This window comes from Kribbella sp. ALI-6-A (assembly GCF_001984195.1).
Lineage (GTDB): Bacteria > Actinomycetota > Actinomycetes > Propionibacteriales > Kribbellaceae > Kribbella.
Genome location: NZ_MTQN01000011.1, coordinates 282567 through 308122 on the forward strand (window position 1 = coordinate 282567; position 25556 = coordinate 308122).

Here is a 25556-nt window from a genome sequence, read left to right on the forward strand (position 1 = left end):
AACTATGTTTTCCTACCGGTCGGCGAGCAGCGCGGCGATACCGTCCAGAACCCGGGCGAGACCGAAAGCGAATCCGTGCTCGGAGTCGTAGGCCGCGTCGAACTCCTCCCCGACCGCGGTCCCGACCCGGCTGGCGAGCGGGAACTTCTGCGCGTCGCCGATCTTGTCCAGCAACGGCGCGTGCGCCAGCCACCAGTCCTTGTCGGTGATGCCGGACGACTGGATCACCCGCTTGGCGTCGACGGCACTCCGGACGGCGCCGTGCACGTAGCCGTTGACCAGCGCGACCGCGGCGTCCATCTCGACGTCGGTCAGGCCGATCCCCTCGACCGCTTCCAGCTCGTACTCGTACTTCGCCATCAGTCCCGGACCCAACGGCGGCCGGCTGCTCGCGACGTACAGCAGCCACGGGTGCCGCAGGTAGAGCTCGCGGTTCTGCAGCGCGACCGCCTCCAGCTTGGCGCGCCAGTCGCCGTCGACCGGGCGGCGCGCGAACTCGCCGTACACGCTGTCGAGCATCACGTCGAGCAACTCGGCCTTGCCCGGCACGTACCGGTACAGCGTCATCGCGCCGACGCCGAGCTCGTCGGCGACCCGGCGCATCGACAGCGCGGCGAGGCCCTCGACGTCGGCGATCCGGACCGCAGCCGCGACCACCTGGTCGACGGTGAGCCCGGGTTTCGGCCCGCGGGTCGGCTTGGACTGCAGTCCCCAGAGCAGCTCCAGGCTCTTCGCGGGATCGCCGGCACCGCTGTACTCGGAATTCATGTGCGTGATTCTCTCCGACTGGCTACACTCCAGCGACTACCCCGTACAGCGTACCCAGTATGGCGAGGGTTGACCTCTAGTTAAGTCGAGGTCCTACCGTCGTCGGAAAGTGTCGGTGGTCCGCGGGACCATCGGCACACCCTGGCCGACCGAGCATGTCCGGAGCACAGCCGTGAGCATGGAAATGACCGCGTGGAACTCGCTGTACCACGCGATGCACGCACAGGACGAGAAACGTCCCTTCTCCAAGGAGACCCTGCGCCGGATCCTGGCCTTCGCGCGGCCGCACCGCAAGCTGCTGATCACGTTCCTCGTGCTCAGTACGGCGGCCGCCGTACTGGCCGTCGCGACGCCGGTGCTGGCCGGTGAGGTGGTCGACGCGATCGTCAAGGGCCGGTCGGTCGAGCTGGTGGCCTGGCTGGCCGGGCTGATCGCGGTGATCGCGGTCGCCGAGGCCGCGATCAGCCTGTTCACCCGCTGGCTGTCGGCGCGGATCGGCGAAGGTCTGATCCTCGATCTGCGCACGGCGGTCTTCGACCACATCCAGAAGATGCCGATCGCGTTCTTCACCCGGACCCGGACCGGCGCGCTGGTCTCCCGGCTGAACAACGACGTGATCGGCGCGCAGCGGGCGTTCAGCGACACGCTGTCCGGCGTCGTGAGCAACCTGGTGATGCTGGTCCTCACGCTCGTGGTGATGCTCAGGGTGTCGTGGCAGATCACGTTGCTCGCGCTGGTACTGCTGCCGGTGTTCGTGATCCCGGCGCGCCGGATGGGCACCAAGCTGGCCGCGCTGGAGCGGGAGGCGGCCAACTACAACGCGACCATGAGCACGCAGATGACCGAGCGGTTCTCGGCGCCGGGCGCGACCCTGGTCAAGCTGTTCGGCCGGCCGGTGCGGGAGTCCAAGGAGTTCGCCGTCCGGGCGAGCCGGGTGCGCGACATCGGCGTCCGGACCGCGATGGTGCAGTGGGTGTTCGTCACCGCGCTGACGCTGGTCTCCGCGCTCGCGCTGGCGGTCGTCTACGGACTCGGCGGGTTCTACGCGCTGCGCGACCAGCTGGACGCCGGCGCCGTCGTGTCGATGGCACTGCTGCTCACCCGGCTGTACGCGCCGCTGACCGCGCTGGCCAGCGCCCGGCTCGAGGTGATGACCGCGCTGGTCAGCTTCGAGCGGGTCTTCGAGGTGCTCGACCTCAAGCCGCTGATCCAGGAGAAGCCGGACGCCCGGCGGGTTCCGGACGGCCCGGTGACGGTGGAGTTCGACGACGTACGGTTCGCCTACCCGTCGGCGGACAAGGTGTCGCTGGCCTCGCTCGAGGAGGTCGCCAAGCTCGACAACCGCGGCGGCGAGGAAGTTTTGCACGGGGTGTCGTTCCGCGCCGAGCCGGGGCAGATGGTCGCCTTGGTGGGCACGTCCGGCGCCGGCAAGTCGACGATCGCGCAGCTCATCCCCCGCCTGTACGACGTGGACTCCGGAGCCGTGCGACTCAGCGGCGTCGACGTCCGGGACCTGACGGCCGAGTCCTTGCGGGAGACGCTCGGCATGGTGACGCAGGACGGGCACCTCTTCCACGACAGCATCCGGGAGAACCTGCTGCTGGCCCGGCCGGAGGCAACCGAGGACGAGCTGTGGGACGCGCTCACCCGGGCGCGGCTCGGCGACCTGATCCGGTCGTTGCCGGACCAGCTGGACACGGTGGTCGGCGAGCGTGGGTACCGCTTGTCCGGTGGTGAGCGGCAGCGGCTGACGATCGCGCGACTGCTGCTCGCGCAGCCGCGGGTGGTCATCCTCGACGAGGCGACCGCCGCGCTGGACTCGACCTCGGAGGCCGCGGTCCAGGCCGCGCTGGCAGAGGCGCTGGCCGGGCGCACGGCCGTGGTCATCGCACACCGGTTGTCGACGATCCGGGCTGCCGATCTGATCCTCGTGGTCGAGGCGGGCGTGGTCGTCGAGCGCGGCACGCACGCGGAATTGCTGGCGATGGGCGGGCGGTACGAGGAGTTGTACCGGACGCAGTTCGACCAGCCGCCGGCGGAGGACCAGGCGGTGGTCGTCGGGGCGTCGTGAGGGGAACGTCGTACCACGCCGGGAGAATCCGGCGGGTACGACGTACGCGCTGCTCGGTGCGGCGCAGTGCAGGCCCGGCGGGGTGGGTGATCGCGAGGAAGGTGTGCGGGGTTGGTAGTGGCAGCTGGGATTTCGGCTGAAGTTGCACGTCTGGTGGCTGTCTTCCGGCCCGCCGATCCACCACGGTCCGGGACCGTCGCGTTCTGGTCCCCCGACGAGTCACCGCTGCCTCTTGGCGTCGGCGAGCACATCGACCTTCAGGTGGTCGCTGCGGTCGACGGTGGAATCGAGCAGCGGGTCGTCCGCGCGGTCGAGCTGCCGGTGAGCGACGTGGTTTCCGTCCTCGGGCGCGCGCGCAAGACTGCCGGCGCCCACGCGTCGGTCAGCTTCTGGGGCGCGGTGTCGCTCGTCGCGCTCCAACTGGTTGCGCGCGGCCGGCTGCTCCCCGGCGTGTCCCCCGCCGGGCACGACGCCTGGCGCGCCGGCCCGTACGACCAGCCCGACGTCGAGCGAGTGCTGCAACTCGCCGAGGCGATGCCGCCCGAAGCCAGATCCGTCCCGCTGGCCCAAGGCTCCCCCGCTCGCACAGCGGTCGGCGCACCTGCACCCCAAGGCTCGCCGGAAACGCACCAGGCAACCGCTCTGCCTGGCGACGACAGCACCGGCGAGGTGCGGCTGCCGGTCGCCGAAGACCTCGTGCGCGCGTTTCTCGACGCGGTCGCCGACGGAATGCCCCGCTCGGCCGCGGCGCCGAAGGCACACGGCACCGACCTGTTCACCGCGAAGGCGCCCCAGCGGGCCGAGCGGTTGCGGTCGTGGGCCGACGAGGTGTCGGCGGGCCTCGACACCGGCGTCCGGATCTCGCTGCGGATCGACCTGATCGAAGGCGGGCACGAGCTCGCGCCGGACGCCGATGACGAGATCGGCGGTGCACACCGGCTCGGATTCCGGGCCAACGTGCAGCTGCACAGCCTGCAGGATCCGACCCTGGTGCGCGACGCGGCGGACGTCTGGGCCGGCGACGTCCCGGGATTCGGGCCGCGGGCAAGGATCGACGCGACGCTGGCGATCCGCCGCGCTGCCCGCGTCTGGCCTCCGCTGCAGCAGTTGCTCGACGCCGCCGTACCGGATCGGATGGAGCTGACCGACGAGGAGGTCGCCGGACTGCTGGCGACCGGGGCGCAGCGGCTCGCGGCGGCCGGCGTCGACCTGCACTGGCCGCGCAGCCTCGGCCGCGCGCTGACCGCGCGGGCCGCGATCACGACCACGCCGGACACTGCCCCGTCCGACCTGCCGGGCTTCTTCTCCGGCGGCAGCACGCTCGACTTCAGCTGGCAGGTTGCTCTGGGCAATGATCCGCTGACCGGTGAGGAGATGGACCGGCTGGCGGAGGCGACCCGCCCGGTGGTCCGGTTGCGCGACCAGTGGATGCTGGTCGACCCCGAGCTGGCCCGCAAGGCCCGCGAACGCATTCTCAAGCCCGTCACCGCGATCGACGCGCTCGGCGCCGCGCTCACCGGCACGGCCGAGATCGACGGGAAGCACGTCGCGGTGACGCCGACGAAATGGCTCGACGACCTGCGCGCCCGGATTGCCGATCCGGACCGCTCCGACGACCTGCTCGAAGCGCCTGCGGGCCTTCAGGCGACGCTGCGGGACTATCAGCTGCGCGGTCTGCAGTGGCTGAACCGCATGACCTCGCTCGGCCTCGGCGGGTGCCTCGCCGACGACATGGGTCTGGGCAAGACGATCACGTTGATCTCACTGCACCTGCACCGGCAGACCAGCGAGCAGACCGCGGGCCCGACCCTGGTCGTCTGCCCGGCATCTCTGCTCGGCAACTGGGAGCGAGAAATCCACAAGTTCGCGCCCGGTACGCCGGTCCGCCGTTTCCACGGGACCAGCCGCTCGCTCGACGACGCCGACACCGGGTTCGTGCTGACGACGTACGGGACGCTGCGGCGGGACGCGAAGAAGCTCGCCGATCACCGGTGGGGCCTGCTGGTCGCCGACGAGGCCCAGCACGTGAAGAACCCGTCCTCCGGGACAGCCAAGGCTCTGCGCACGGTCCCGGCGATGGCCCGCGTCGCCCTCACCGGTACGCCGGTCGAGAACAACCTGTCCGAGCTCTGGGCGATCCTCGACTGGACGACACCGGGACTGCTCGGCCGGCTCGGCACGTTCCGCAGCCGCTGGGCGACGCCGATCGAGGCCGACAAGGACCAGGAGGTCGCCGACCGGCTGGCCACGCTGGTCCGCCCGTTCCTGCTGCGCCGCCGCAAGTCCGATCCCGGCATCGCGCCCGAGCTGCCGCCGAAGACCGAAACCGACCAGACCGTCTCGCTGACTCGCGAGCAGGCCGTGCTGTACGAGGCGACGGTGCGCGAGCTGATGGACGCCGTCCGGGCCAGCGACGCGATGGCCCGGCGCGGACTGATCGTCAAGCTGCTGACCGGCCTCAAACAGATCTGCAACCACCCGGCGCAGTACCTGAAGGAGCCGGCCGGCGCGAAGCTCACCGGCCGCTCGGGCAAGCTCGAGCTGCTGGACGAACTGCTCGGCACGATCCTCGCCGAGGACGGCGCGGTGCTGGTCTTCACCCAGTACGTCGCGATGGCGCGGCTGCTCGAACAGCATCTCGCCGACCGTGGCGTCGCCACCGAACTGCTGCACGGCGGTACGCCGGTGCGCAAGCGCGAGCAGATGGTCGAGCGGTTCCAGGCCGGCGAGGTGCCGGTGTTCCTGCTGTCGCTCAAGGCCGCCGGGACCGGGCTGAACCTGACGCGTGCGGACCACGTCGTGCACTTCGACCGCTGGTGGAACCCGGCGGTCGAGGACCAGGCCACCGACCGGGCCTACCGGATCGGCCAGACCCGGCCGGTGCAGGTCCACCGGTTGATTGCCGAGGGCACCATCGAGGACCGGATCGCGGCGATGCTGTCGAGCAAACGCGCCCTCGCGGATGCCGTCCTGACGGCCGGTGAGGCGGCGCTGACCGAGCTGTCCGATGCCGAGCTGGCCGATCTGGTCGAGTTGCGAGGTGGGGTGCGATGAGCGCGGCGAAGGGGTTCCCGCCGTTCCCGGCGCAGCGCGGGCGCAGTACCCGCGGGCGGTCGTGGTGGGCGCGCGCCTGGGTGCAGGCGATGGAGGACACGTCCCTGGACAACGGACAGTTGCGCAAGGGCCGCCAGTTCGCGAATTCCGGCCAGGTGGGCACGATCACCGTCAGCCCCGGGCGGATCGCCGCGGTCGTGGAGGCGCCGGAGGACCGGTACGAGTCGGTGGTGGTGGTCGACCAGCTGTCCGAGGACGAGTGGAGCAGATTCCTCGACCAGGTCGGGTCACGCGCCGGCCACATCGCCGCTCTGCTGGACGGCGACATGCCGCACGATCTGGTCAGCGCCGCCGAAGATGCCGGCGTCCGGTTGCTGCCGGGCATCGGCGACCTCGACCCGTCCTGCACCTGCGACGCCTGGGAACTCCCCTGCCAGCATGCCGCCGGCTTGTCGTACCAGGTGGCGTGGCTGCTGGACGACGATCCCTTCGTCCTGCTGCTGCTCCGCGGCCGCTCCCGGGAGGATCTGCTGGACGAGCTCCAGCGGCGTGCGACCAGTGGTCCAGTTGACGACGGCAACGAATCGGCCGAGGTCGAGGAGATCGGTGTCGACGCTGGTGCGGCCTTCGCCGCCGAGATCGCTGCGCTGCCATCCGACCCGGAACTGCCCGGCAAGGTGTTGATCGACGACCTGCCGATCACCGGCACGGCCCCGCTGTCCGAGGCTGGAGTCGGCGGTTCGGACACTTCCGTTTCGTTGCCGTTGCTGGTGCTCGATGCCGCTCGACGCGGACGGGCTCAGTTGAACGCGTTGCTGACAGGATCGGCGGAGCCGTGGGCTCTGGACGAGTGGCAGGACTCGGTGCGGCTCGCAGCCGAGTATCCGGAGTTGCGAGCCCGCCTGGACGACACCGATCAGCTCGAGGTCGGCGTCCAGGCCTGGACGTACGGCGGGGCGCCGGGGCTCGACGTACTGGTGAGCTCGTGGACTCCTGACGGCGGCGAATTGGTCCGGGCCCGGACCGAGCTCCAGGCGGCGGCCGACGAGCGGCTGGAGCTGGAGATCTCGGGGAACTGGCTGACCTCGTCCTCGGTGCAACTCCGGCTGGACAAGGTCGGCCGCTGGCATCCCTACCAGCGTGCCGGCGACTCCTGGCTGCCCGCCGGTCCGGCCGATCGGGATCCGGCGGCGGCGTTCGCGCTAAATCAGGCGACGGAGTGATCGGCAGGCAGTAGCGTGAGGGCCCACGATCAGGAAGAGGAGTTGAGGTTGATGACCGCGCGACGTTCGTCCCTGCCCAACTCCCTCTGGTCGAAAGGTTCTTCCGTTGTCTTTCTGGATCACCCGCGCCGAGACGCCCGCTGACGCGGCGGCCGTCGATGCCGTCAACTTCCACGCGTTCGGCCGTCGCTACGAGGCCGACCTCGTCGCCCGCCTGCGTGCCGACAGCACCATCTGGCTCTCCTACGTCGCGACCACCTCGGGCGATGAGGTCGTCGCGCACGCGCTGCTGAGCCGCTGCCACATCGACGACAGCCCGGCCCTCGTCCTCGGGCCGTGTGCCGTCCTTCCGGCGTACCAGCGGTCGGGCGCCGGCAGTGCGACGATCCGCACCGCGCTGGAGGCCGCCCGCACCGCAGGCGAGCACGCGGTCGTCGTGCTCGGCCACGACGACTACTACCCGCGCTTCGGCTTCCGCCAAGCGACCGAGTTCGGCATCCACAGCCCGTACGACGGACCGAACCAGATGGCGCTCGCCCTCGACCCGGACCGTCCGCTCCCCCGCGGCACCATCCACTATCCCGAGGCCTGGCAGGTCTGATCCGGCGTCGCGCCTGTTCCCCTCCGGGAGCAGGCGCGACCGCGCAGGAAATCCTTCACCCGCCATCGCACCGAATCGGTAAAAGGTTGCAGCAAACTCGCCGAACCCCTTGCGCCGAGGGGTTGTATACATGAAACAGTCGACGGAACCGCTCACCCCAGGAGGACGAAATGTTCCGTCGAACTCCGTCGCCACTGAACCGTTCCAGCTGGCGGAGAACCGCTCCCCCCGCCGCCCTGCTCGCGCTGGTACTCGCGGCCACCGCGTGCTCGCCGGTCCAGTCGAACGACGCGCAGACCGGCGGTGACCAGGCCGGCTCCTCGACCCAGGACGTGTTCGGCGACGCGGCCGACCCCGCCCAGGTCAAACCCGGCGGCACGCTGACGGTCGCGCTCTCCGCCGATCCGGACAAGCTGGATCCGACGCTGTCGCGCAGTCTGTACTCGCGCTACGTCTTCCACACCATGTGCGAGAAGCTCTACGACCTCGGCCCGGACGCCAAGATCGTGCCGCAGCTGGCCACCGCGCTGCCGACCGTCGCGGCCGACGGGCTGAGCCTGACCATCCCGCTGCGCGAAGGCGTGAAGTTCGCCGACGGCGCCACGATGGACTCGGCGGCGGTGAAGACCTCGATCGAGCGCGGGCTGACCTTGGCCGGTTCCGGCCGCAAGAGCGAGCTGGGCCCGATCAGCGCGGTCGAGACACCCGACCCGAAGACCGTCGTGATCAAGCTGTCCAAGCCGTTCGCGCCGCTCACCGCCGCGCTGGCCGACCGGGCCGGCATGGTGCTCAGCCCGGCCGCGGTGGCCAAGCTCGGCGCGAACTTCTCCACCGCGCCGGTCTGCGTCGGCCCGTTCAAGTTCGCCAGCCGGGTCGCGCAGAACTCGATCAAGGTGGTCAAGGACCCGCAGTACTACGACGCGGCCAAGGTGCACCTGGACGCGATCGAGTACCGGATCATCACCGACTCCAGCATCCGCTCGGCCAACCTGCGTTCCGGTGACGCCCAGATCGCCGACTCGCTGTCCACCCAGGACGCGCCCGAGCTGCAGAAGGACAGCAGCATGTCGGTCCTGCAGTCGCAGTCGCTGGGCTACCAGGGCCTGACCGTCAACGTCGGCAACGCCGAGGGCATCGGCAAGCCGGTCAAGCAGCTCGACACCCCGATCGCCAAGGACCCACGGGTCCGGCAGGCGCTGGAGGCGTCGATCGACCGCGAAGCGCTGGTCAAGTCGATCTTCAACGGGCTGAACACGGTCGCCTGCTCGCCGATCTCGCCGAAGAGCGAGTTCACCAGCGAAGCGGTCCAGTCCTGTCCGGCGCACGACCCGGCCAAGGCCAAGGAGCTGCTCGGCCAGGCCGGCGTCAGCACGCCGTACAAGGTGGAGATGATCACCTCGAACAACCCGGACTCGCTGCGGCTGGCCCAAGCGCTGCAGGCGATGGTCAAGGAGGGTGGGTTCGAGCTGGTGATCAAGCCGGTCGAGTACGCGTCGCTGCTGGACCAGCAGGACCGCGGTGACTTCGAGCTGCTGCAGCTCGGCTGGTCCGGCCGGGTCGACCCGGACGCGAACATCTTCAACTTCGTCGGCTCCGGCGGCAGCCAGAACGTTGCCGGGTACAACAGCCCGGAGGTGGACAAGCTGCTCACCGACGCCCGGCAGTCCCAGGACAAGGCCGAGCGGATCAAGCTGTACGGCGACGTGGTGACCAAGCTGCAGCAGGACGATCCGCTGATCTACCTGTACCGCCAGCGCAACCTGACCGGGGTCAGCAAGAAGGTGCTCGGCGTCCAGACCTACCCGGACGGGGTGATCCGGACCGCCTTCGCCGGCTTCGCGAAGTAGGCGCCGGCGATGCGCCGCTACCTGCTCGGCCGGCTCTGGCAGTCGGCCGTGACCTTGCTGCTGGCAACGATCGTGGTCTTCCTGGGGGTCCGGGCGCTGCCCGGCGACCCGGCCCTGGCGCTGGCCGGGGAGGACCGCGACCCGGAGTCCCTGCGGGCGATCCGCGAACAGTACGGCCTGGACGACTCGCTGCTGGTGCAGTTCTGGCAGTTCGTCAGCCACGCCGTCCGCGGTGATCTCGGAACGTCGATCAGAACGGGCGAGAGCGTGACCGGCATGTTGCGCGGCGCTCTCCCGGTCACCCTGGAACTGTCGATGCTGGCGATCGCCGTCGCCGGTCTGGTCGGCGTCGGCGCGGGCGTCATCGCGGCCGTGTACCGCGGGCGACCTGCCGAATGGGCGGCGAACGCGCTGGCGCTGCTCGGCCTGTCGGTGCCGAACTTCTGGCTCGGCCTGATGGCGATCCTCTACCTGTCGGTGGCGATGGGGCTGTTCCCGGCGTCCGGCTTCGTGCCGTTCTTCGAGGACCCGATCGCCAACCTGCACCACCTCGTGCTGCCCGCCCTGATCCTCGGGACCGGACTGGCGGCGGTGATCATGCGCCAGACCCGGTCGTCGATGCTGGACGCGCTCTCCGCGGACTACATCCGGACCGCGGAGGCCAAAGGGCTTCCGTCGAGCGCGGTGATCGGCCGGCACGCGCTGCGCAACAGCCTGATCGTGGTGGTCACGATCGTCGGGCTGCAGCTCGGCGCGCTGATCTCCGGCGCGGTCGTGACCGAGCGGATCTTCGCGCTGCCCGGCTTCGGCAAGCTGACCGTCGACGCGGTCTTCCAGCGCGACTACCCGGTGATCCAGGCCGTCGTGCTGGTCACCGCCACGGCGTACATCGTGATCAATCTGCTGGTCGACCTGCTGTACTCCGTGATCGATCCGCGGATCCGCGTCCGAGGGGAGGCGTGATGGCAGTTCCCGATGTCACCGCTGTGACCGTCACCGCCGGTACGCCGCTGTCGTCGCGCCGCCGCAAGGTGGTCAAGCGGATCCTGCGCAACCCGCTGGCGATCGCCGGGCTGGTCGTCTTGCTGATCGCGGTCGTGGTCGCGGTCTTCGCGCCGTGGCTCGCGCCGCACGAACCGACCGACACGCACCTGAACGAGGCCTTCGGCCCACCCGGTACGCCGGGCTACCTGCTCGGCACCGACGACCTCGGCCGCGACGTGCTGGCCCGGATCATGTTCGGGCTGCGGGCGTCGTTGCACGTCGGGCTGCTCGCGGTCGCCACCTCGCTGGTGGTCGGCGTACCGCTGGGACTGATGGCCGGGTACTTCCGGGCCGTCGACGCGCTGATCTCGCGGTTCACCGATCTGGTGCTGGCCTTCCCGTTCCTGATCCTGGCGGTCGGGCTGGCCGCGATCCGCGGCGCGAGTCTGGGCAACGCGGCGATCGCGATCGGCATCGCGCAGATCCCCGGCGTGATCCGGATCGTCCGGTCGGAGACGCTGCGGCTGAAGTCGCTGGACTTCGTCGCCGCCGCGATCGTCGAGGGCGCCGGCGACCTGTGGGTGCTCGGCCGGCACATCCTGCCCAACGCCGCGTCGGTGGTGATCGTGCAGGCCACGGTCGCGATCCCGGCCGCGATTCTCGGCGAGGCGGTGCTGTCGTTCCTCGGGCTCGGCATCCAGCCACCGGCCCCGAGCCTGGGCACGATGCTGTCCGACGCCCAGCAGTTCGCGACCCGGGCGCCGTGGGCGGCGGTGATGCCGGGCCTGGCGATCATGCTGCTGGTGCTCGCGTTCAACATCGTCGGCGACAGCCTGCGCGACGCCCTCGACCCGAAAGCGAGCCGCCGATGAGCATGCCGATGCCCAAGGCAAACAACGGGTCCGCGGGCCCCGGCCGGTCGTCGGCCTCGGCCGCGCCGGTGCTGCGCGTCCGTGACCTGTCGGTCACCTTCCGGACCGAGGACGGCCGGATCTCCGCCGTCGACAACGTGGACTTCGAGGTCGCCGACGGCGAGGTGCTGGCCGTCGTCGGCGAGTCCGGCTGCGGCAAGAGCGTGACCGCGATGAGCCTGGCCGGGCTGCTGCCCCGGACGGCGACCGTCGAGGGCTCGGTCCAGCTCGACGGGGTCGAGCTGATCGGCGCCGGCAAGCGCACGCTGCGGTCGATCCGCGGCCGCGAGATCGCCTACATCTTCCAGGAGCCGATGACCTCGCTGAACCCGGTCTTCACCGTCGGCCGGCAGATCGGCGAGGTCCTCGGCGTGCACAACGGGCTGTCCCGCGCGGCTGCCCGCCGACGCGCCGTCGAGCTGCTCAAGCTGGTCGGCATCCCGTCGGCGGAGCGGCGCGTCGACGACTACCCGCATCAGCTGTCCGGCGGGATGCGGCAACGCGTGATGATCGCGATGGCCGTCGCCTGCGACCCGAAGGTGCTGATCGCCGACGAGCCGACCACCGCGCTCGACGTGACCATCCAGGCCGGCATCCTCGACGTACTGCGAGAACTGCGGGAGCGCCTCGGCACCAGCATCGTGCTGATCACGCACGACCTCGGCGTCGTCGCGGACCTCGCCGACCGGGTCGCCGTCATGTACGCCGGCCGGGTGGTCGAGACCGCCGAGGTGCACGACCTGTTCGCCCGTCCCACTCACCCCTACACGGCCGGCTTGCTCGGAGCATCGCCGTCGGCCGGACGTCACGCGGGCACCGACCGCCTCAACGAGATCCCTGGCCTGGTCCCGGTGCTCGCCGAGCAGCCCGACGCGTGCACCTTCGCCGACCGCTGCCCCCGAGCACTGGACACCTGTACGACAAAGCAGCCGCTCCTGACCGGCGACGCTCACCAGGTGGCCTGCTGGAACCCAGTCCGCGAGCCGGTGGAGGCCCGATGAACGCGCTGGAACTGACCGACCTCGTCATGCACTTCGGACCGGTCCGGGCCGTCGACGGGGTGTCCCTGCGAATCCGCAAGGGCACGGTGGTCGCACTGGTCGGTGAGAGCGGCTCCGGCAAGTCCACGGTCGGCCGCTGCGTCGTCCGGCTGCTCGAACCGACCGGCGGCACAGTCCGACTCGCTGATGCCGACATCACTCACCTCAACCGCCGCCAGCTGCGCAAGCACCGCCGGAACGTGTCGATCGTGTTCCAGGACCCGGCCGGCTCGCTGGACCCGCGGCTGTCGGTCGGCGACATCGTCAGCGAACCACTCCGGCTCATGCGGCAGCGTGACACCGCCGGACCGGTCGCTGACTCGCTACGCCGGGTCGGGCTCCGGCCGGAGGTCGCCCAGCGCTCACCGCACGAGCTGTCGGGTGGTCAGCGCCAGCGGGTCAGCATCGCCCGCGCACTGATCTCCAAGCCGAGTCTGCTGGTCGCCGACGAGCCGACCAGTGCGCTCGATGTGTCCGTCCAGGCGTCGGTGCTCAACCTGCTGGCGGATCTGCAGCGGGACCTCGGGTTCGCATGCCTGTTCATCACCCACGATCTGTCGGCCGTCGAGTACCTGGCCGACGAGGTCGCCGTGATGTACCTCGGTCAGCTGGTCGAGCAGGGGCCGCGCGAGCGGATCTTCGGCGTACCAGCTCATCCGTACACGCAGGCGCTGCTGTCCGCCGCCCCGGTGCCGGACCCGACGACCCAGCGGGCGCGGCGGCCCGTCCTGCTCGGCGATGACCTGCCCTCACCGATCGACCCGCCGTCCGGCTGCCGGTTCCACACCCGGTGCCCGGTCGCGGTGGACAGATGCCGGACGGTCGTCCCGGAGTCGCGGGTGATCGGCGAGGGTGGACACCGGGTCGCGTGCCACCTGGTGAACGACGACGGCACCGGACCGGACGTACGGCGTACGCAGGACACCACCACTGACACAGGAGCTGCCCGATGACCTTCACCACCCGGCCCACGCTGCGCGGTACGTTCGGGATGGTCTCGTCCACGCACTGGCTCGCGTCGCAGTCGGCGATGCGGATCCTCGAGCTCGGCGGCAACGCGTTCGACGCCGCCGCCTGCGCGGGGTTCGTGCTGCACGTGGTCGAGCCGCACCTCAACGGCCCGGGTGGAGAGGTCCCGGCGATCGTCGCGACCGCCGACGACCCGACGCCGCGAGTACTCGCCGGGCAGGGCGTCGCGCCGGCCGGAGCGACCATCGAGCACTACCGTTCGCTCGGGCTCTCGCTGGTCCCCGGATCCGGTCCGCTGGCGGCCACGGTCCCCGGTGCTGTCGACGCGTGGCTGCTGTTGCTCCGCGACCACGGCACGCTGCCGCTGCGGACTGTGCTCGAGCCGGCCATCGACTACGCGCGCAACGGGCACCCGGTCGTCGCGCGGGTCGGTGACACCGTCGAAACCGTGCGGGAGCTGTTCACCGAGCACTGGCCGACCTCTGCCGCGCTCTGGCTGGCCAACGGCCGTCCGCCCGCGCCCAACGAGCTGGTGAAGAACCCGGCGTACGCCGACACGCTGGAGCGACTCGTCACCTCCGGCGAGGAAGCCGGTACGGACCTGGTGGCCCAGATCGAGCGGGCGCGGCTGGCGTGGCGTGAAGGGTTCGTCGCGGAGGCCGTCGACGAGTTCTCGAAGCTGCCGCACCGGGACTCCAGCGGTGAGGACCACGCCGGGCTGATCACCGGGGCCGACATGGCTGCCTTCACCGCGACCTGGGAGGACGCGGCGACGCTGGACTGGCACGGGCACACCGTGGCGAAGACCGGGCCGTGGGGCCAGGGTCCTGCGCTGCTGCAGTCGCTGGCGGTGCTGGCCGAGCTGGGCGATCCCAGTGACCTCGACCTGACCAGTGCGGATGCGGTGCACACGACAGTCGAGGTGATGAAGCTGTCGTACGCCGACCGCGAGGCCTGGTACGGCGACGGCGCCGACGTACCGCTCAAGACGCTGCTCTCCCCCACGTACGCCGCCGCCCGGGCCGCGCTGGTCGGTCCGGACGCGTCGCTGGAGCTGCGGCCCGGCATGCCCGACGGCCGGAAGCCGTTGCTTCCTACGATGACCACCGGCGACGTCACCGTCGACGCGACAGTCGGTGAGCCGACGGTGGCGCCGGACGGCGGGACGCGCGGCGACACCTGTCACGTCGACGTGGTGGACCGCTGGGGCAACGTCATTTCCGCGACGCCGAGCGGTGGCTGGCTGCAGTCGTCGCCGGTGATCCCGTCGCTCGGGTTCCCGCTCGGCAGCCGGGCGCAGATGTTCTGGCTGGAGGAAGGGCTGGCGTCGTCACTGGCTCCGGGCAAGCGGCCGCGGACCACGTTGACGCCGACGCTGGTACTGCGCGACGGCGTACCGGTGCTGGCTTGTGGATCTCCTGGTGGCGATCAGCAGGACCAGTGGCAGTTGCTGTTCCTGCTGCGCCATCTGGCCGGTGGGCAGGAGTTGCAGGTGGCGATCGATGCACCGGCCTGGCACACCACCGGCTTCCCGTCGTCGTTCTATCCGCGCGCGACCGAGCCGGGCGGCCTGGTGCTGGAGACCCGGCTCGGCACGGCGGTTCGGGACGAACTGATCCGCCGGGGACACGTGGTCACCGAGTCGGACGCATGGAGCCTCGGTCGGCTGTGCGCGGTCGGACGCGAGCCGGACGGCGTACTGTCGGCCGGTGCGAACCCGCGCGGCATGCAGGGGTACGCCGTCGGTCGTTAGGGCACGTCTCCCAATTCCGCGCCGTAGCGAGCAGGTGCTCGGTGCGAGGTGCCGTGCCGGGTGCCGCGCAGTAGGCGGGGAATTGGGAGACGTGCCCTAAGGCAGAGCTGCCGCGGCTGCGGCCTCGACATGGGCTTCGGCCGCGGCCACTGCGGCTTCGGCGTCGCCTGCAGCGATGGCGTCGACCAGGCGGATGTGTTCCTCCCAGGAGTGCGGCGCACGCTGTGCCGCACCGACCCGGAACACCCAGTGCACGTGGTGGTACATGGCAGACGACAGCGAAGCCAGCCAGCGGTTGCCACTGATGTCGATCACTGCGACGTGCAGTGCGCTGTTCAGCTCGGCGACCCGCGCCAGATCCTGGGCCTCGGTCGCCTTGCTGGCCTCTGCCAGCAGTGCACGCAGCCTGGCCACGTCGTCCTCGGTGGCCCGCTCGGCGGCCAGCCCGGCGGCCAGGGTCTCCAGCTGCTTGCGGACGGCGAACAGATCGCGGATCGCCGTCTCGTCCAGCGTCGCCACGACCGCGCCACGGCGCGGGAGGATCTCCACGAACCCCTCGCTCTCCACCACCCGCAGCGCCTCGCGGACCGGGTTGCGCGACACCCCGAAGTCGTCGGCCAGCCGGTTCTCGGTCAGCCGCTCGCCCTGCGCGTAGTCCCCGTCGACGATCCGGCGCCGCAGCTCGCTCAGCACCTGCTCCCTGAGCGCGACGTGGTCCGCACCGATCGTGCGCACCTGCTCGCCCCCGTACCGCTGGTCCACCCCGGACTCCCCTCTGCTTCGGCCCGTGCCGTTGCGAGGCACCGTACCGGACCGCGGGGCGCAGAACCCGTTTGCCGCCGGGTGGTGCGGCTGGATACGTTGACGCCTTGTCCATCACGATCACGCCGCTGACCGATCCCGACTACCGGCCGTTCAGCCGCCGGCTCGCCTGGCTCGCGGCCGGCGACCACCCGGTCGGTTCGGCGTACCTGCGGTTGAACAGCAAGCCGACCCAGCAGCACCTGGCCGAGCTGGAGCTCGCCGTGCACCCGGCCGACCGCCGCCAGGGCATCGGCACGCAACTGCTCGCCGCAGCCGTAGAAGGGGCCGCTGACAACGACGCGACCACCGTGCTCGCGGACGCGACGGTCGGCTCACCCGGTGACCACTTCCTCGCCGCGCGCGGCTTCACGGTCGGCCTGTGCCTGGTCTACACGCGGTTGCCCCTGGCGGACCTCGACCCGCGTGATCTCCCCGACCGCCGGTGCGCCGGCTACCGGCTGACCTCCTGGGCGGGTGCTGCTCCGGAAGGTTTGATCGAGTCCTTCACCCGCGCCCGAGCCGCGATGAGCGACGCGCCCGTCGGCGACATCGCGTACGGCGTGGAGGTCTGGGACGTCGAACGCAGCCGGCACGTCGCCGAGGTCGTGGCCCAGCGGGGCGAACTGCTCGAGACAGTGGCCGCGCTCGACGAGGCCACGGGCGAGGTGGTCGCCTTCACCGAACTCGTCGTACCTGGTGACGGGCGTGGCGACGCCCAGCACTACGGCACCGCGGTCATCCCCTCCCACCGAGGCAAAGGCCTGTCGCGCTGGGTCAAGGCAGAGCAGATCCGCCAGACCCGCACCCGGCACCCGCAGCTCGCCGGCCTCCTCACTGACACCGCCGCCACGAACCATGCCATGCGCCGAACCAACGAATCCCTCGGCTACCGCGAGACCCACCAGGTCAACCGCTACCACTACCTGATCACCTGAGCCGCCAGCCGCTGCACTGGGTTGTGTTCGACCCAGTGCACCAGGTCAGGCCAGGTCGGCGTCGTGGGCCAAGAGGGCGATCTGCACGCGGTTGTTCAGGTCGAGCTTGGTGAGGATGCGGGTCAGGTGGGTCTTGACGGTGGCCAGGCCGAGACCGAGGTCGGTGGCGATCTCGGCGTTGCTTTTGCCTTGGGCAACGGATGCTGCGACGTCGCGCTCGCGGTCGGTGAGTTTGGCGAGAGCGGCGACGGCCTGAGCGCGGCGAGGGCCGCCGGAGTCACCGGCGACGTAGTCCATCAGGTGCCGGGTGACGCCGCCGGACAGGATCGGCTCGCCGTCGGCCACCCGGACGACGGCCTCGACGATCTCCGCCGGTGCGGCGTCCTTCAGCAGGAACCCGGCGGCACCGGCGCGCAACGCCTGCAGCAGGTGCTGCTCGGAACCGAAGGTGGTCAGCATGACGACCTCCGGCGCGTCCGGCAGGCGCCGTACGGCCTCGGTCGCGGTCAGGCCGTCCATCACCGGCATCGTGATGTCCATCAGTACGACGTCCGGCCGCAGCTCGCGGACCGTGTCGATCGCTGTCTGCCCGTCGGCGGCGTCGCCGACGATCTCCAGCTCGGCCGCGCCACCGAGCATGCTTCTCAGACCGGCACGTACCAGCGGGTCGTCGTCGACCAGCACCACCCGAACTGCCATCCGCCCATGTTAGTAGCGGACCCCGGACGCTACGCGGTCGGCCAGGGCAACCAGGCGGTCAGCCGGAACTCCCCCGCCCGTACGCCGTACTCCAGTCGCCCGCCGGCCAGCGAGGCCCGTTCGGCCAGCCCCACCAGCCCTACCTGTGACCCCGGTGCAGCACCGCCCGCGCCCAGTCTGTTCCGCACCTCGATCGTCAGCCCGTCGCCCGGACCACCACTCAGCACCACGCGGACGGGCTCCCCCGGCGCGTGCTTGCGCGCGTTGGTCAGGCCCTCCTGCACGATCCGGTAGCCGTGGCGGCCAGTGGTCGCGGGCAGCCCGTCAACCCCACCGGCCAGCGGCTCGAACATCACCCGCGTCCCCGCCGCCACCGACTCGTCGACGAGCCCGGCGATCTCCCCGATGCCTGGCTGCGGCCGCCGTCCGCCCGGCTCACTCAGCCCGGGCCCGCGCAGTACGCCGACGATCTCCCGCAGGTCGTCCATGCACTCCCGCGCACTGGCGCGAATCACTCCGGCCGTCACCGCCAGCTCCTCCGGAGGCATGTCCGGCCGGTACTCGAGCGCACCGGCGTGCACGCTCAGCAGTGACAGCCGGTGGCCCAGCGCGTCGTGCATCTCCCGAGCGATCCGCTCCCGCTCCCGGCGCTGACCCTGCTCGACCCGCAGCTCCTGCTCCGCCTCGGCCCGGCGCGCCCGCTCCTCCAGCGACCGCATCAGCTGCCGCCTGGTCCGGACGACGATGCCCCACGCCACCAGCGCCAGGCAGCTCAACGCAACGAAGCCCACCACGAACTGGTAGCCGTAGGGGATGTCGATGTCGGCGGGGTAGATCCAGAACTGCACCGCAGCCGACGCGACGGCCAGCGCGAGCATCGACAGGCTGACCGCGGGCCGCCGGTGCACGGCGACGCTGAACAGCGCCAGCCCACTGGACGCACCCACCGCGGGGACGAACACCGACAGCACGGTCAGCACGACCACGAGCTCCACCGGCCAGCGCCGTCGCAGGAGCAGGGACACCGCGGCCAGCAGTCCCAGCCACAGGTTCACGCCGTCGGGAACGATCGGCAGCTTGGGGTTCGGCCCCTGAGCGGCCGGCAGCAGACTCACTCCGGCCGCCAGTACGACGAACAGCGCGTCGACCACCCAGTCGCGTGGAGTCCGCTGTCCGTGGCCGGGCGCGGCGCGCGAGCCCGGCGTGAACAGCGCAGCCACGACCCCAGGGCGATCGAATTCCGCGGACATACCCCCAGACGTTAGCTGGCCGCGGCGAGAATCTTCTGGACCGCGGCGGTGGTGATCGGGTGGTAGCCCGGCCGCGCCGACTCGAACACCCGGGCCGCGAACTCCCGGCCGGCCTCCGTCCGGCTCAACGCCCGGTAGACCGGCAGCACCAGCTTCATCCGGCCGACCCGGGTCAGGAACGTCGCCAGCTCGTCGTACGCCGGGGTGTAGGCGCTGGCGGCAACGATCGAGTACCAGCGGCGGGCGATCTCGCCGTTCGCCGTACCGGTCAGGCCGAACTCGCGGTCGAGCTGCTGCAACTGCTCGGCGTCCAGCACGTCCGGCGCGGCGTCCAGGAAGCGGAGCCACTCCTGCGTCGTCCAGGTCTTGCCACCGGCCGGCAGCTCGCCGGTGCTCAGCCAGCTGTGCCGCAACCGGTCCACGACCTCGAACCGGTCGGACTCCGCTCGGACCGCGAACTGCGGAATGCCCGGCTCGTCCAGCCAGGCCGCGATCTCCTCAGCCGACACCACACCGGGCCGCGGTGTGAGCAGGTGCTCCTGCAGGTGCGCCACGAAGTCCTCGGAGTTGATGCTGCGGAACGCGAACCGGTCGAAGTAGCCGCGCAGGAACGGGTCGAACACCTCCCGGCCGAACCGCTCCTCCAGCCAGGACAGGAACCAGCAGCCCTTCAGCGGCCCCAGCGAGGTCGTGCCGTGGTACTCCGAACCGTGGTTGAGCCCGGGCAGCTCCACCGCCAGCTCGGCCGGGCTGAGCGGGTCCAGCTTGACCACCGTCGAGTGCTGCTTGATCGCGGTCTCCATCACCGCCAGCTCGGTCCCGTAGACCGCCTCGACGATCCGGTTCTCGACGTACGACGTGAAGCCCTCGTTCAGCCAGATGTCGTCCCAGCTGTCCTGCGTGACCAGGTTGCCCGACCAGCTGTGCGCCAGCTCGTGCGCGATCACGCTGACCAGGGACTTGTCGCCGATCACCACCGTCGGCGTCGCGAAGGTCATCCGCGGGTTCTCCATCCCGCCGTACGGGAAGGAGGGCGGCAGCACCAGGACGTCGTACCGGCCCCAGCGGTACGGGCCGAACAGCGCCTCGGTGACGCGCATCATCTCCTCGGTGTCGCTGAACTCCGCCGCCGCCCGCTTGGCCATCTCCGGCTCGGCCCACACGCCGGACCGCTCACCGATCGGCTCGAACACCAGGTCACCGGCCGCGATCGCCAGCAGGTACGACGGGATCGGCTCCGGCATCACCACGTCGTACGAGCCGGTACGGCGCGACTGCGTGCCGTTGTCGGCGCTCATCAACACCATCAGCTCGGGTGGCGCCGTGACGTGCGCGGCATAGCTGAACCGGACGCTCGGGGTGTCCTGCACCGGCACCCAGCTGCGGGCATGGATGGTCTGCGACTGGCTGAACATGAACGGCAGCACGCCGCCCGCCGTCATCTCCGGCTCCAGCCACTGCAGCCCGGTCGCGGTCGGTGCGGTCCGGTAGCTCACGCGGACCTGCTCGTGCCCGGCGGTCCGGATGGCCAGCGCGGAACCCAGCTCGTCGTCGGGCAGGCCCAGGTTGTGCTCCAGCGGTTCCCAGCCGTCGGCCGTCGACCCCTCGACCGACAGTACGGTCAGGTCCCGGGTGTCCAGCACCAGGCGATCGCCGGGGCCGCTCCAGGCCAGCGTGTGCGTGGCCGCGCCGATCAGAACCTTCGCGCTGAAGTCGAGGTCGAGCTCCAGGTCGAGGTGGGTGGTGCGGACCAGAGCCGGTTCGGCGTAGGAGTGGCGGTCGTGGGTCACAAGGGGCTCCCGAGCAGGCAGGGGTCGTTGGCCGCGGTCGATCGCAGACGTCGTTCGCAGGACATTACCCAGGCGGCAGGTCGCTGACGCGGCCGATCAGCGCCAGGGGCAGCGCCGTGCCAAGTTGCCCGCCGTGGGCAGGATGGAGGCATGCGACTCACCGTCCTGCTGACTCTGCTGGCGGCCACCGCCTGCACCAGCAGCACTGTGACGCCGACGCCGTCGACCCCTCCGACCTCCGCCCCTGCTCCTACGCCTCCAGTTTCTTCTTCGCGGCCGACACCTCGGCCGTCGCTCGACTCCCCGATGGCGACCGTCCGCCACCTGGCCGGGCTGGGACCGCGTGAAGCGACCAGTGCCACGTATCTGAAGGCGTTGACCTGGCTGGAGCAACGATTCGTCGCCGCGGGCTACCAGGTACGGCGTCAGCGGCTGCAGGTCCCCGCGGGCGACTCCTGGGGAGTCCAGGTCCGTGCGGGCACCACTTGGAACCTCGTCGCCACCAGACCCGGCTTCGACCCCAGCAAGCCGCATCAGGTCGTGGGCGCTCACCTCGACACGGTTCCGCAAGCTCCTGGCGCCGAGGACAACGCATCCGGCGTCGCTGTCCTTCTCCAGGCATCTCAGCTCACCACATCGCGCTCGCTGCGCCTGCCGACCGTCTTCATCGCGTTCGGCGCCGAGGAACCGCGCGGAGACGGCGACAACCGCCACCACTACGGCTCACGCGCCTACGTCGCCGCTCTGCCCGCCGCGCACCGCCGAGCGATGCGCGGCATGGTCTCGCTCGACCGGGTCGGCGTCGGCGACGTCGTACCGGTCTGCTCGGCTACCGACACGCAGACGGCGACGCGGAACGCGGTGCGCGCGGCGGCCGCGCGGGTCGGCGTACCGACTCGGGCGTGTGTGAACAGGTCGAGCGATCACTGGTCCTTCGTCCGGGCCGGTCTGCCGGGCGCGCGCATCGGCAGTACGCCGTACGCGGCCTACCACAGCCCCCGGGACCTCCCGAACGTCGTCAACCCGGCGCAGCTCGACCGGGTGGGCAAGGTCGTCGTCAGCTGGCTCGGCTAACGCAGGTCCGCCAGGATCTGCTCGGCCCGCGCCCCGGTGACGACGCGCGGGCTGAAGTCCGCCCCGATCACGTACGGCGTCAGTCGCGCGGCCTTCAGCGTCTTGCCCCAGTAGGTCAGCTCGAGCAGGACGCCTTCCTGGGTCTGCCGGGCGAAGTCCATGTCGAAGACCAGGTTGCCGAGCGAGTGAACGACGGCTTTGCTGGCGCTGAACTGCGCGCTCTGCACCCAGTGCGGGTGTCCGCCGATCACCAGGTCGGCGCCGGCGCGGGTGAGCGCGGCCGCGACGGTCCGCTGGGCCGGTACCGGCTCGTGCGTGTACTGCTGGCCCCAGTGCGGCAGGACGGCGACGACATCGACCTGTTTGCGAAGGTTCTGGATCGCTGTGGTGAGTGCGTTGAGGTCTGCTTGGTTGAGCGGGCCGGTCCGCGGCGGCATGCGCAGCTCGAACGCGCCGGGCGAGGTCGCGGTCGCCCGCGGCGTCTCGCCGATCGCGTTGAACGCGAGGAACCCGAACCGCACGCCGTCCCGCGTCACCACCACCGGCCGGGCCGCCTCGGCATAGTTGCTTCCGGCACCGACTGGCTGAAGGCCGCCGGCCCTGAGCTGCCGGACCGTCTCGACCAGCGCGCGGTCCTGGAAGTCGCCGGTGTGGTTGTTGGCCAGCGAGACGACGTCCACGCCGACGTCCCGCAAGCCGGCGACGACGCCTGGTGGAGCCGCGAACGAGTCGCCGCCCTGCTGTGCGGTTCCGGCCCGGGAGAGCGTGCTCTCCAGATTCAGCACGGTGAGGTCCGCGGCCTTCAGGCGAGGGCCGATCGCGCGGAGGGGTCGCGCCGCGTCTCCCGTTCGCGCGGCGGCGGTCGCCACCCGGCGGCCGAGCATCACGTCGCCGCCGACTGTCAGGTTCACGACCTGTTGCGGCGTCCCGCCGGCCGTCGTCAACGGGTAGCGCTCGGGGTCCGCCAGCGGATCGACGCCGTTCACGGTCCAGGGCCGCACGACCGGCGACACCTGCGAAGCAGGCACCACCGCCAGCGCCCTCACGTCGCGGGCTACTTGGTCAACGCTCTCCACCACTCGGAAACCACGCCAGCTGGTCACGCCGCCGTTCGCCACTCGCCGAGCGGTTCCGGCATCCACATCCTGCACAGCCCGGGTCGGATGAACCACCAGCGCCAACGGCTCGCGCTGCGGCGCAGGAGAGGGCGAACGCGGAGGTGATCCACTCGGAGGCGTCGCCGACTGACTGGGTCCGCCGTCCCGCGGCGAACCGCCGTCTTCCGAACACGCGACACCCCCGGCGACCGTCGTACCGACGAGCGCCAGCACCACCCAGGGCCTCACCCGCACACCCATGCCGCCAAAGTAGCCGCCCGGTCCCAAACACTCGGGTCTGCGGGGCGGTGTGCCTGTTCGGAGCCGGGAACTTGCAGACTGTAGGCATGATGCCGGAGAGCAGCCCCGAGGTGGTGCTGCAGCGCAGGCCGTTCGGATCGTGGTTGCTGGGGCCGGTCGACCAGAGTCCCCGGATGCTGCGGATCCGCGCGCAGATGCTGCTGACCTTCTTCTCGATCGGCACCAACATGGTCGGCGCCGCGGTCGTGTTCACGCTCGCCGTCTGGGTGCTGCCCGGCCCGCCGAGCGACAGCGACGAGCTAAACCTGGTGCGCTGGGTCGCGTTCCCGGCGTACTTCGTGTTCGCGCTGCTGGTCGGCGCGATCTGGAGCACCCGGTTCGCGCTGCGCGTGACCGACTGGGTGCTCGAGGACCGCCCGGCGACCCGCGAGGAGCAGATCGCCACGCTCCGGCTCCCGTTGCGGCTGACGACGATCCAGGTCCTGCTCTGGCTGCTCGCCACGGTCTTCTTCACCCTGCTCACCCTCGCGCTGGAACCAGAGAGCGTTCTCCGCGTTCTGATCACCACGGTCGACGGCGGTACCGTCACCTGCGCGGCGTCGTACCTGCTGAGCGAGTTCGCACTGCGTCCGATCGCCGCCCGGGCCCTCGCCGACGGCGCCCCGCCGCGTCGGCTGCTGGCTGCCGGACTCAAGGCGCGCACGGTGTTCTTCTGGGCGGCGGGATCGGCCGTACCGGTGATCGGCCTGATGCTGACCGCCGTGATCGCGCTGATCGAGAAGGACGTCTCCGCGACCAGGCTGTCGGTGATCATCCTCGTGATCGGCAGCGCCGTCCTGGTCTTCGGCTGGCTGCTCACGTTGCTGTCGGCAAGGTCCGTGAGCGCACCGGTGCGATCGGTGCGGACCGCGCTCACGCTGATCGGCGACGGCGAGCTGAACGTCCGGATCCCGGTGTTCGACGGCACCGAGCTCGGCTCCCTGCAATCCGGCTTCAACCAGATGGCCGCCGGTCTGCGCGAGCGCGAACGCATCCGCGACCTGTTCGGCCGGTACGTCGGCGCCGACGTCGTCCGCGAAGCCCTGACCGGCGACTCGCTCGGCGGCGAGGAGCGCTTCGCCGCCGTCCTGTTCGTTGACCTGGTCGGCTCGACCGAACTGGCCGCGAACCGGCCGCCGACCGAGGTGGTCCAGCTGCTCAACCGGTTCTTCGCGATCGTCGTCGACGAGGTGGACCGCCACGACGGCTTCGTGAACAAGTTCGCCGGCGACGCCGTCCTGGCCGTGTTCGGGGCCCCGACCGAACTGCCGGACGCCGCGGGGAGCGCTCTGCGGGCCGGCCGCGCGCTGACCCGGCGGCTGGCCGAAGAGTTGCCTGAGGCAACGGCCGGGATCGGCATCGCGGCCGGCACCGTCGTGGCCGGCACGGTCGGCGACGTGCGCCGCTACGAGTACACGGTGATCGGCGACCCGGTCAACGAAGCCGCCCGGCTGAGCGACCTGGCCAAGCAGACCGACCACCACCTGCTCGCAGCGATGGCTGCCGTCGAGGAGTCGGCCCCATCGGAGTCCGAGCACTGGCAGCCCGGCGAGGAAGTCACCGTCCGCGGCCGCTCCACGTCGACCCGCCTGGCCCACCCGAGGAGACACGCGCCCTAGCGGCCGCCGGCGACGTCGACCATCGAACCGGTCATGTACGACGCCCGGTCCGAGGCGAGGAACACGATCAGCTCGGCCACTTCCTCGACCGTGCCCGGACGCCCGAGCGGCGGCGTCGAGCCGATCCGCTCCAGCCGGCCCTCGGCGTGGATCTCGGTCTCGATCAGGCCCGGCCGGATGCCCAGCACCCGGATCCCCTCACTGGCGACCTCGTTCGCCAAACCGATGGTCAGCGTGTCCACCGCCGCCTTGCTCGCCGCGTAGTCGACGTACTCTCCCGCCGAACCGAGCACCGCACCGCGCGACGACACGTTGACGATCACCCCGCCGGCTCCCCGGTGCGCCGTCGACATCCGGCGGACCGCCGCGCCCGCGACCAGGAACGCGCCGATCGTGTTGATCCGGAACACCCGCTCCAGCCGCTCCACGTCGTACTCGTCGACCCGGCCGGCGGGAGACACCACGCCGGCATTGTTGACCACGGCACCGATCGGGCCGAGCGAAGCCGCCACGCCGTCGAACAGCCGCTCGATGTCCTTGGCCTCCGCGACATCGGCCGCGACCGCCACCGCCCGCCGGCCGATCGCCTCGCAGGTCCCCACCACGCGCGCTGCCTCGTCCTGGCGGGTCCGGTAGCTGATCCCGACGTCCCACCCGTCCCGCGCCAGCCCGATCGCCGCCGCGGCACCGATTCCACGACTCCCACCAGTCACCAGCGCGACGCCGCGCGCACCCTCAGTACCAGTCATACCGCCTACCTTTTCACG

General features: G+C 70.8%; 20 protein-coding genes. 13 read left to right on the top strand and 7 right to left on the bottom strand.

Annotated features, from left to right (window positions below; genetic code table 11):
• Nucleotides 1–12: 12 nt before the first annotated feature.
• Nucleotides 13–768: a TetR/AcrR family transcriptional regulator gene (locus BWI15_RS21895; protein WP_077016345.1), complete on the bottom strand. Its 756-nt coding sequence runs from the start codon at nt 766–768 to the stop codon at nt 13–15.
• Nucleotides 769–952: 184 nt separating this feature from the next.
• Here BWI15_RS21895 and BWI15_RS21900 point away from each other — a divergent pair, with 184 nt between their 5' ends.
• From BWI15_RS21900 to BWI15_RS21945, 10 genes are all read left to right on the top strand, one after another.
• Nucleotides 953–2839 (top strand): ABC transporter ATP-binding protein, encoded by a 1887-nt coding sequence (locus tag BWI15_RS21900; RefSeq protein WP_202817738.1) that lies wholly within the window; start codon nt 953–955, stop codon nt 2837–2839.
• A gap of 153 nt (nt 2840–2992) precedes the next feature.
• Nucleotides 2993–5893 carry a DEAD/DEAH box helicase gene (locus BWI15_RS21905; protein WP_237771401.1) on the top strand — a complete coding sequence of 967 codons (2901 nt, stop codon included), beginning with the start codon at nt 2993–2995 and terminating at the stop codon, nt 5891–5893.
• Complete coding sequence (locus BWI15_RS21910; protein WP_077016347.1) at nt 5890–7116, top strand: SWIM zinc finger family protein; 1227 nt, start codon at nt 5890–5892, stop codon at nt 7114–7116. The genes BWI15_RS21905 and BWI15_RS21910 overlap by 4 nt, the downstream gene beginning before the upstream one ends.
• Nucleotides 7117–7222: 106 nt before the next feature.
• Nucleotides 7223–7717 (top strand): GNAT family N-acetyltransferase, encoded by a 495-nt coding sequence (locus BWI15_RS21915; protein ID WP_077016348.1) that lies wholly within the window; start codon nt 7223–7225, stop codon nt 7715–7717.
• Nucleotides 7718–7887: 170 nt separating this feature from the next.
• A complete protein-coding gene (locus tag BWI15_RS21920) occupies nt 7888–9564 on the top strand; it encodes an ABC transporter substrate-binding protein (protein WP_083750932.1) in 1677 nt (558 codons plus the stop codon).
• A gap of 9 nt (nt 9565–9573) precedes the next feature.
• The gene (locus tag BWI15_RS21925) at nt 9574–10527 is read left to right on the top strand and encodes an ABC transporter permease (RefSeq protein WP_077016349.1); all 954 of its coding nucleotides are present in this window, start codon (nt 9574–9576) and stop codon (nt 10525–10527) included.
• On the top strand, nt 10527–11420 hold the full coding sequence (locus BWI15_RS21930) for an ABC transporter permease (RefSeq protein WP_077016350.1): 894 nt from the start codon (nt 10527–10529) through the stop codon (nt 11418–11420). Before BWI15_RS21925 ends, BWI15_RS21930 begins: the two co-directional genes overlap by 1 nt.
• An 8-nt stretch (nt 11421–11428) precedes the next feature.
• Nucleotides 11429–12460: an ABC transporter ATP-binding protein gene (locus BWI15_RS21935; RefSeq protein WP_077017189.1), complete on the top strand. Its 1032-nt coding sequence runs from the start codon at nt 11429–11431 to the stop codon at nt 12458–12460.
• On the top strand, nt 12457–13452 hold the full coding sequence (locus BWI15_RS21940; protein WP_077016351.1) for an ABC transporter ATP-binding protein: 996 nt from the start codon (nt 12457–12459) through the stop codon (nt 13450–13452). The genes BWI15_RS21935 and BWI15_RS21940 overlap by 4 nt, the downstream gene beginning before the upstream one ends.
• Entirely contained in the window at nt 13449–15221 is a 1773-nt protein-coding gene (locus BWI15_RS21945; RefSeq protein WP_077016352.1) for a gamma-glutamyltransferase family protein, read from the top strand. Before BWI15_RS21940 ends, BWI15_RS21945 begins: the two co-directional genes overlap by 4 nt.
• 96 nt (nt 15222–15317) lie before the next feature.
• On the opposite strand, the gene BWI15_RS21950 is transcribed toward BWI15_RS21945, so the two are convergent.
• A complete protein-coding gene (locus tag BWI15_RS21950; protein WP_077016353.1) occupies nt 15318–15983 on the bottom strand; it encodes a GntR family transcriptional regulator in 666 nt (221 codons plus the stop codon).
• A gap of 107 nt (nt 15984–16090) precedes the next feature.
• Here BWI15_RS21950 and BWI15_RS21955 point away from each other — a divergent pair, with 107 nt between their 5' ends.
• Nucleotides 16091–16960 (top strand): GNAT family N-acetyltransferase, encoded by an 870-nt coding sequence (locus BWI15_RS21955; protein ID WP_077016354.1) that lies wholly within the window; start codon nt 16091–16093, stop codon nt 16958–16960.
• A gap of 45 nt (nt 16961–17005) precedes the next feature.
• On the opposite strand, the gene BWI15_RS21960 is transcribed toward BWI15_RS21955, so the two are convergent.
• The 3 genes from BWI15_RS21960 to BWI15_RS21970 are packed head-to-tail and all read right to left on the bottom strand — an operon-like array spanning nt 17006 to nt 20699.
• Nucleotides 17006–17659 carry a response regulator gene (locus BWI15_RS21960; RefSeq protein WP_077016355.1) on the bottom strand — a complete coding sequence of 218 codons (654 nt, stop codon included), beginning with the start codon at nt 17657–17659 and terminating at the stop codon, nt 17006–17008.
• Between the two features lie 29 nt (nt 17660–17688).
• Complete coding sequence (locus BWI15_RS21965; protein ID WP_077016356.1) at nt 17689–18909, bottom strand: sensor histidine kinase; 1221 nt, start codon at nt 18907–18909, stop codon at nt 17689–17691.
• Nucleotides 18910–18920: 11 nt separating this feature from the next.
• Complete coding sequence (locus tag BWI15_RS21970; protein WP_077016357.1) at nt 18921–20699, bottom strand: M1 family metallopeptidase; 1779 nt, start codon at nt 20697–20699, stop codon at nt 18921–18923.
• Between the two features lie 150 nt (nt 20700–20849).
• On the opposite strand from BWI15_RS21970, the gene BWI15_RS21975 reads away from it, so the two are divergent.
• Nucleotides 20850–21773, top strand: coding sequence for a M28 family metallopeptidase (locus tag BWI15_RS21975; RefSeq protein WP_077016358.1), 924 nt, complete (start codon nt 20850–20852; stop codon nt 21771–21773).
• Here the strand turns inward: BWI15_RS21975 and BWI15_RS21980 are convergent.
• Nucleotides 21770–22849 carry a CapA family protein gene (locus BWI15_RS21980; protein ID WP_168197357.1) on the bottom strand — a complete coding sequence of 360 codons (1080 nt, stop codon included), beginning with the start codon at nt 22847–22849 and terminating at the stop codon, nt 21770–21772. The two genes, BWI15_RS21975 and BWI15_RS21980, sit on opposite strands and share 4 nt — an antisense overlap.
• A 368-nt stretch (nt 22850–23217) precedes the next feature.
• Between BWI15_RS21980 and BWI15_RS21985 the strand changes: the two genes are divergently transcribed.
• Nucleotides 23218–24789, top strand: a complete 1572-nt coding sequence (locus BWI15_RS21985) for an adenylate/guanylate cyclase domain-containing protein (RefSeq protein ID WP_077016360.1) — start codon at nt 23218–23220, stop codon at nt 24787–24789.
• Here BWI15_RS21985 and BWI15_RS21990 read toward each other — a convergent pair.
• A complete protein-coding gene (locus BWI15_RS21990) occupies nt 24786–25538 on the bottom strand; it encodes an SDR family oxidoreductase (protein ID WP_077016361.1) in 753 nt (250 codons plus the stop codon). The two genes, BWI15_RS21985 and BWI15_RS21990, sit on opposite strands and share 4 nt — an antisense overlap.
• Nucleotides 25539–25556: the final 18 nt, after the last annotated feature.

Excerpts from the sequence above, each read along its gene's own strand:
- BWI15_RS21965 (WP_077016356.1), bottom strand. The coding sequence starts at position 18,909 with ATGTCCGCGGAATTCGATCGCCCTGGGGTCGTGGCTGCGCTGTTCACG.
- BWI15_RS21985 (WP_077016360.1), top strand. The coding sequence starts at position 23,218 with ATGATGCCGGAGAGCAGCCCCGAGGTGGTGCTGCAGCGCAGGCCGTTC.
- BWI15_RS21920 (WP_083750932.1), top strand. The coding sequence starts at position 7,888 with ATGTTCCGTCGAACTCCGTCGCCACTGAACCGTTCCAGCTGGCGGAGA.
- BWI15_RS21990 (WP_077016361.1), bottom strand. The coding sequence starts at position 25,538 with ATGACTGGTACTGAGGGTGCGCGCGGCGTCGCGCTGGTGACTGGTGGG.
- BWI15_RS21895 (WP_077016345.1), bottom strand. The coding sequence starts at position 768 with ATGAATTCCGAGTACAGCGGTGCCGGCGATCCCGCGAAGAGCCTGGAG.
- BWI15_RS21960 (WP_077016355.1), bottom strand. The coding sequence starts at position 17,659 with ATGGCAGTTCGGGTGGTGCTGGTCGACGACGACCCGCTGGTACGTGCC.
- BWI15_RS21910 (WP_077016347.1), top strand. The coding sequence starts at position 5,890 with ATGAGCGCGGCGAAGGGGTTCCCGCCGTTCCCGGCGCAGCGCGGGCGC.
- BWI15_RS21940 (WP_077016351.1), top strand. The coding sequence starts at position 12,457 with ATGAACGCGCTGGAACTGACCGACCTCGTCATGCACTTCGGACCGGTC.
- BWI15_RS21975 (WP_077016358.1), top strand. The coding sequence starts at position 20,850 with ATGCGACTCACCGTCCTGCTGACTCTGCTGGCGGCCACCGCCTGCACC.
- BWI15_RS21925 (WP_077016349.1), top strand. The coding sequence starts at position 9,574 with ATGCGCCGCTACCTGCTCGGCCGGCTCTGGCAGTCGGCCGTGACCTTG.
- BWI15_RS21930 (WP_077016350.1), top strand. The coding sequence starts at position 10,527 with ATGGCAGTTCCCGATGTCACCGCTGTGACCGTCACCGCCGGTACGCCG.
- BWI15_RS21945 (WP_077016352.1), top strand. The coding sequence starts at position 13,449 with ATGACCTTCACCACCCGGCCCACGCTGCGCGGTACGTTCGGGATGGTC.
- BWI15_RS21935 (WP_077017189.1), top strand. The coding sequence starts at position 11,429 with ATGCCCAAGGCAAACAACGGGTCCGCGGGCCCCGGCCGGTCGTCGGCC.
- BWI15_RS21900 (WP_202817738.1), top strand. The coding sequence starts at position 953 with ATGACCGCGTGGAACTCGCTGTACCACGCGATGCACGCACAGGACGAG.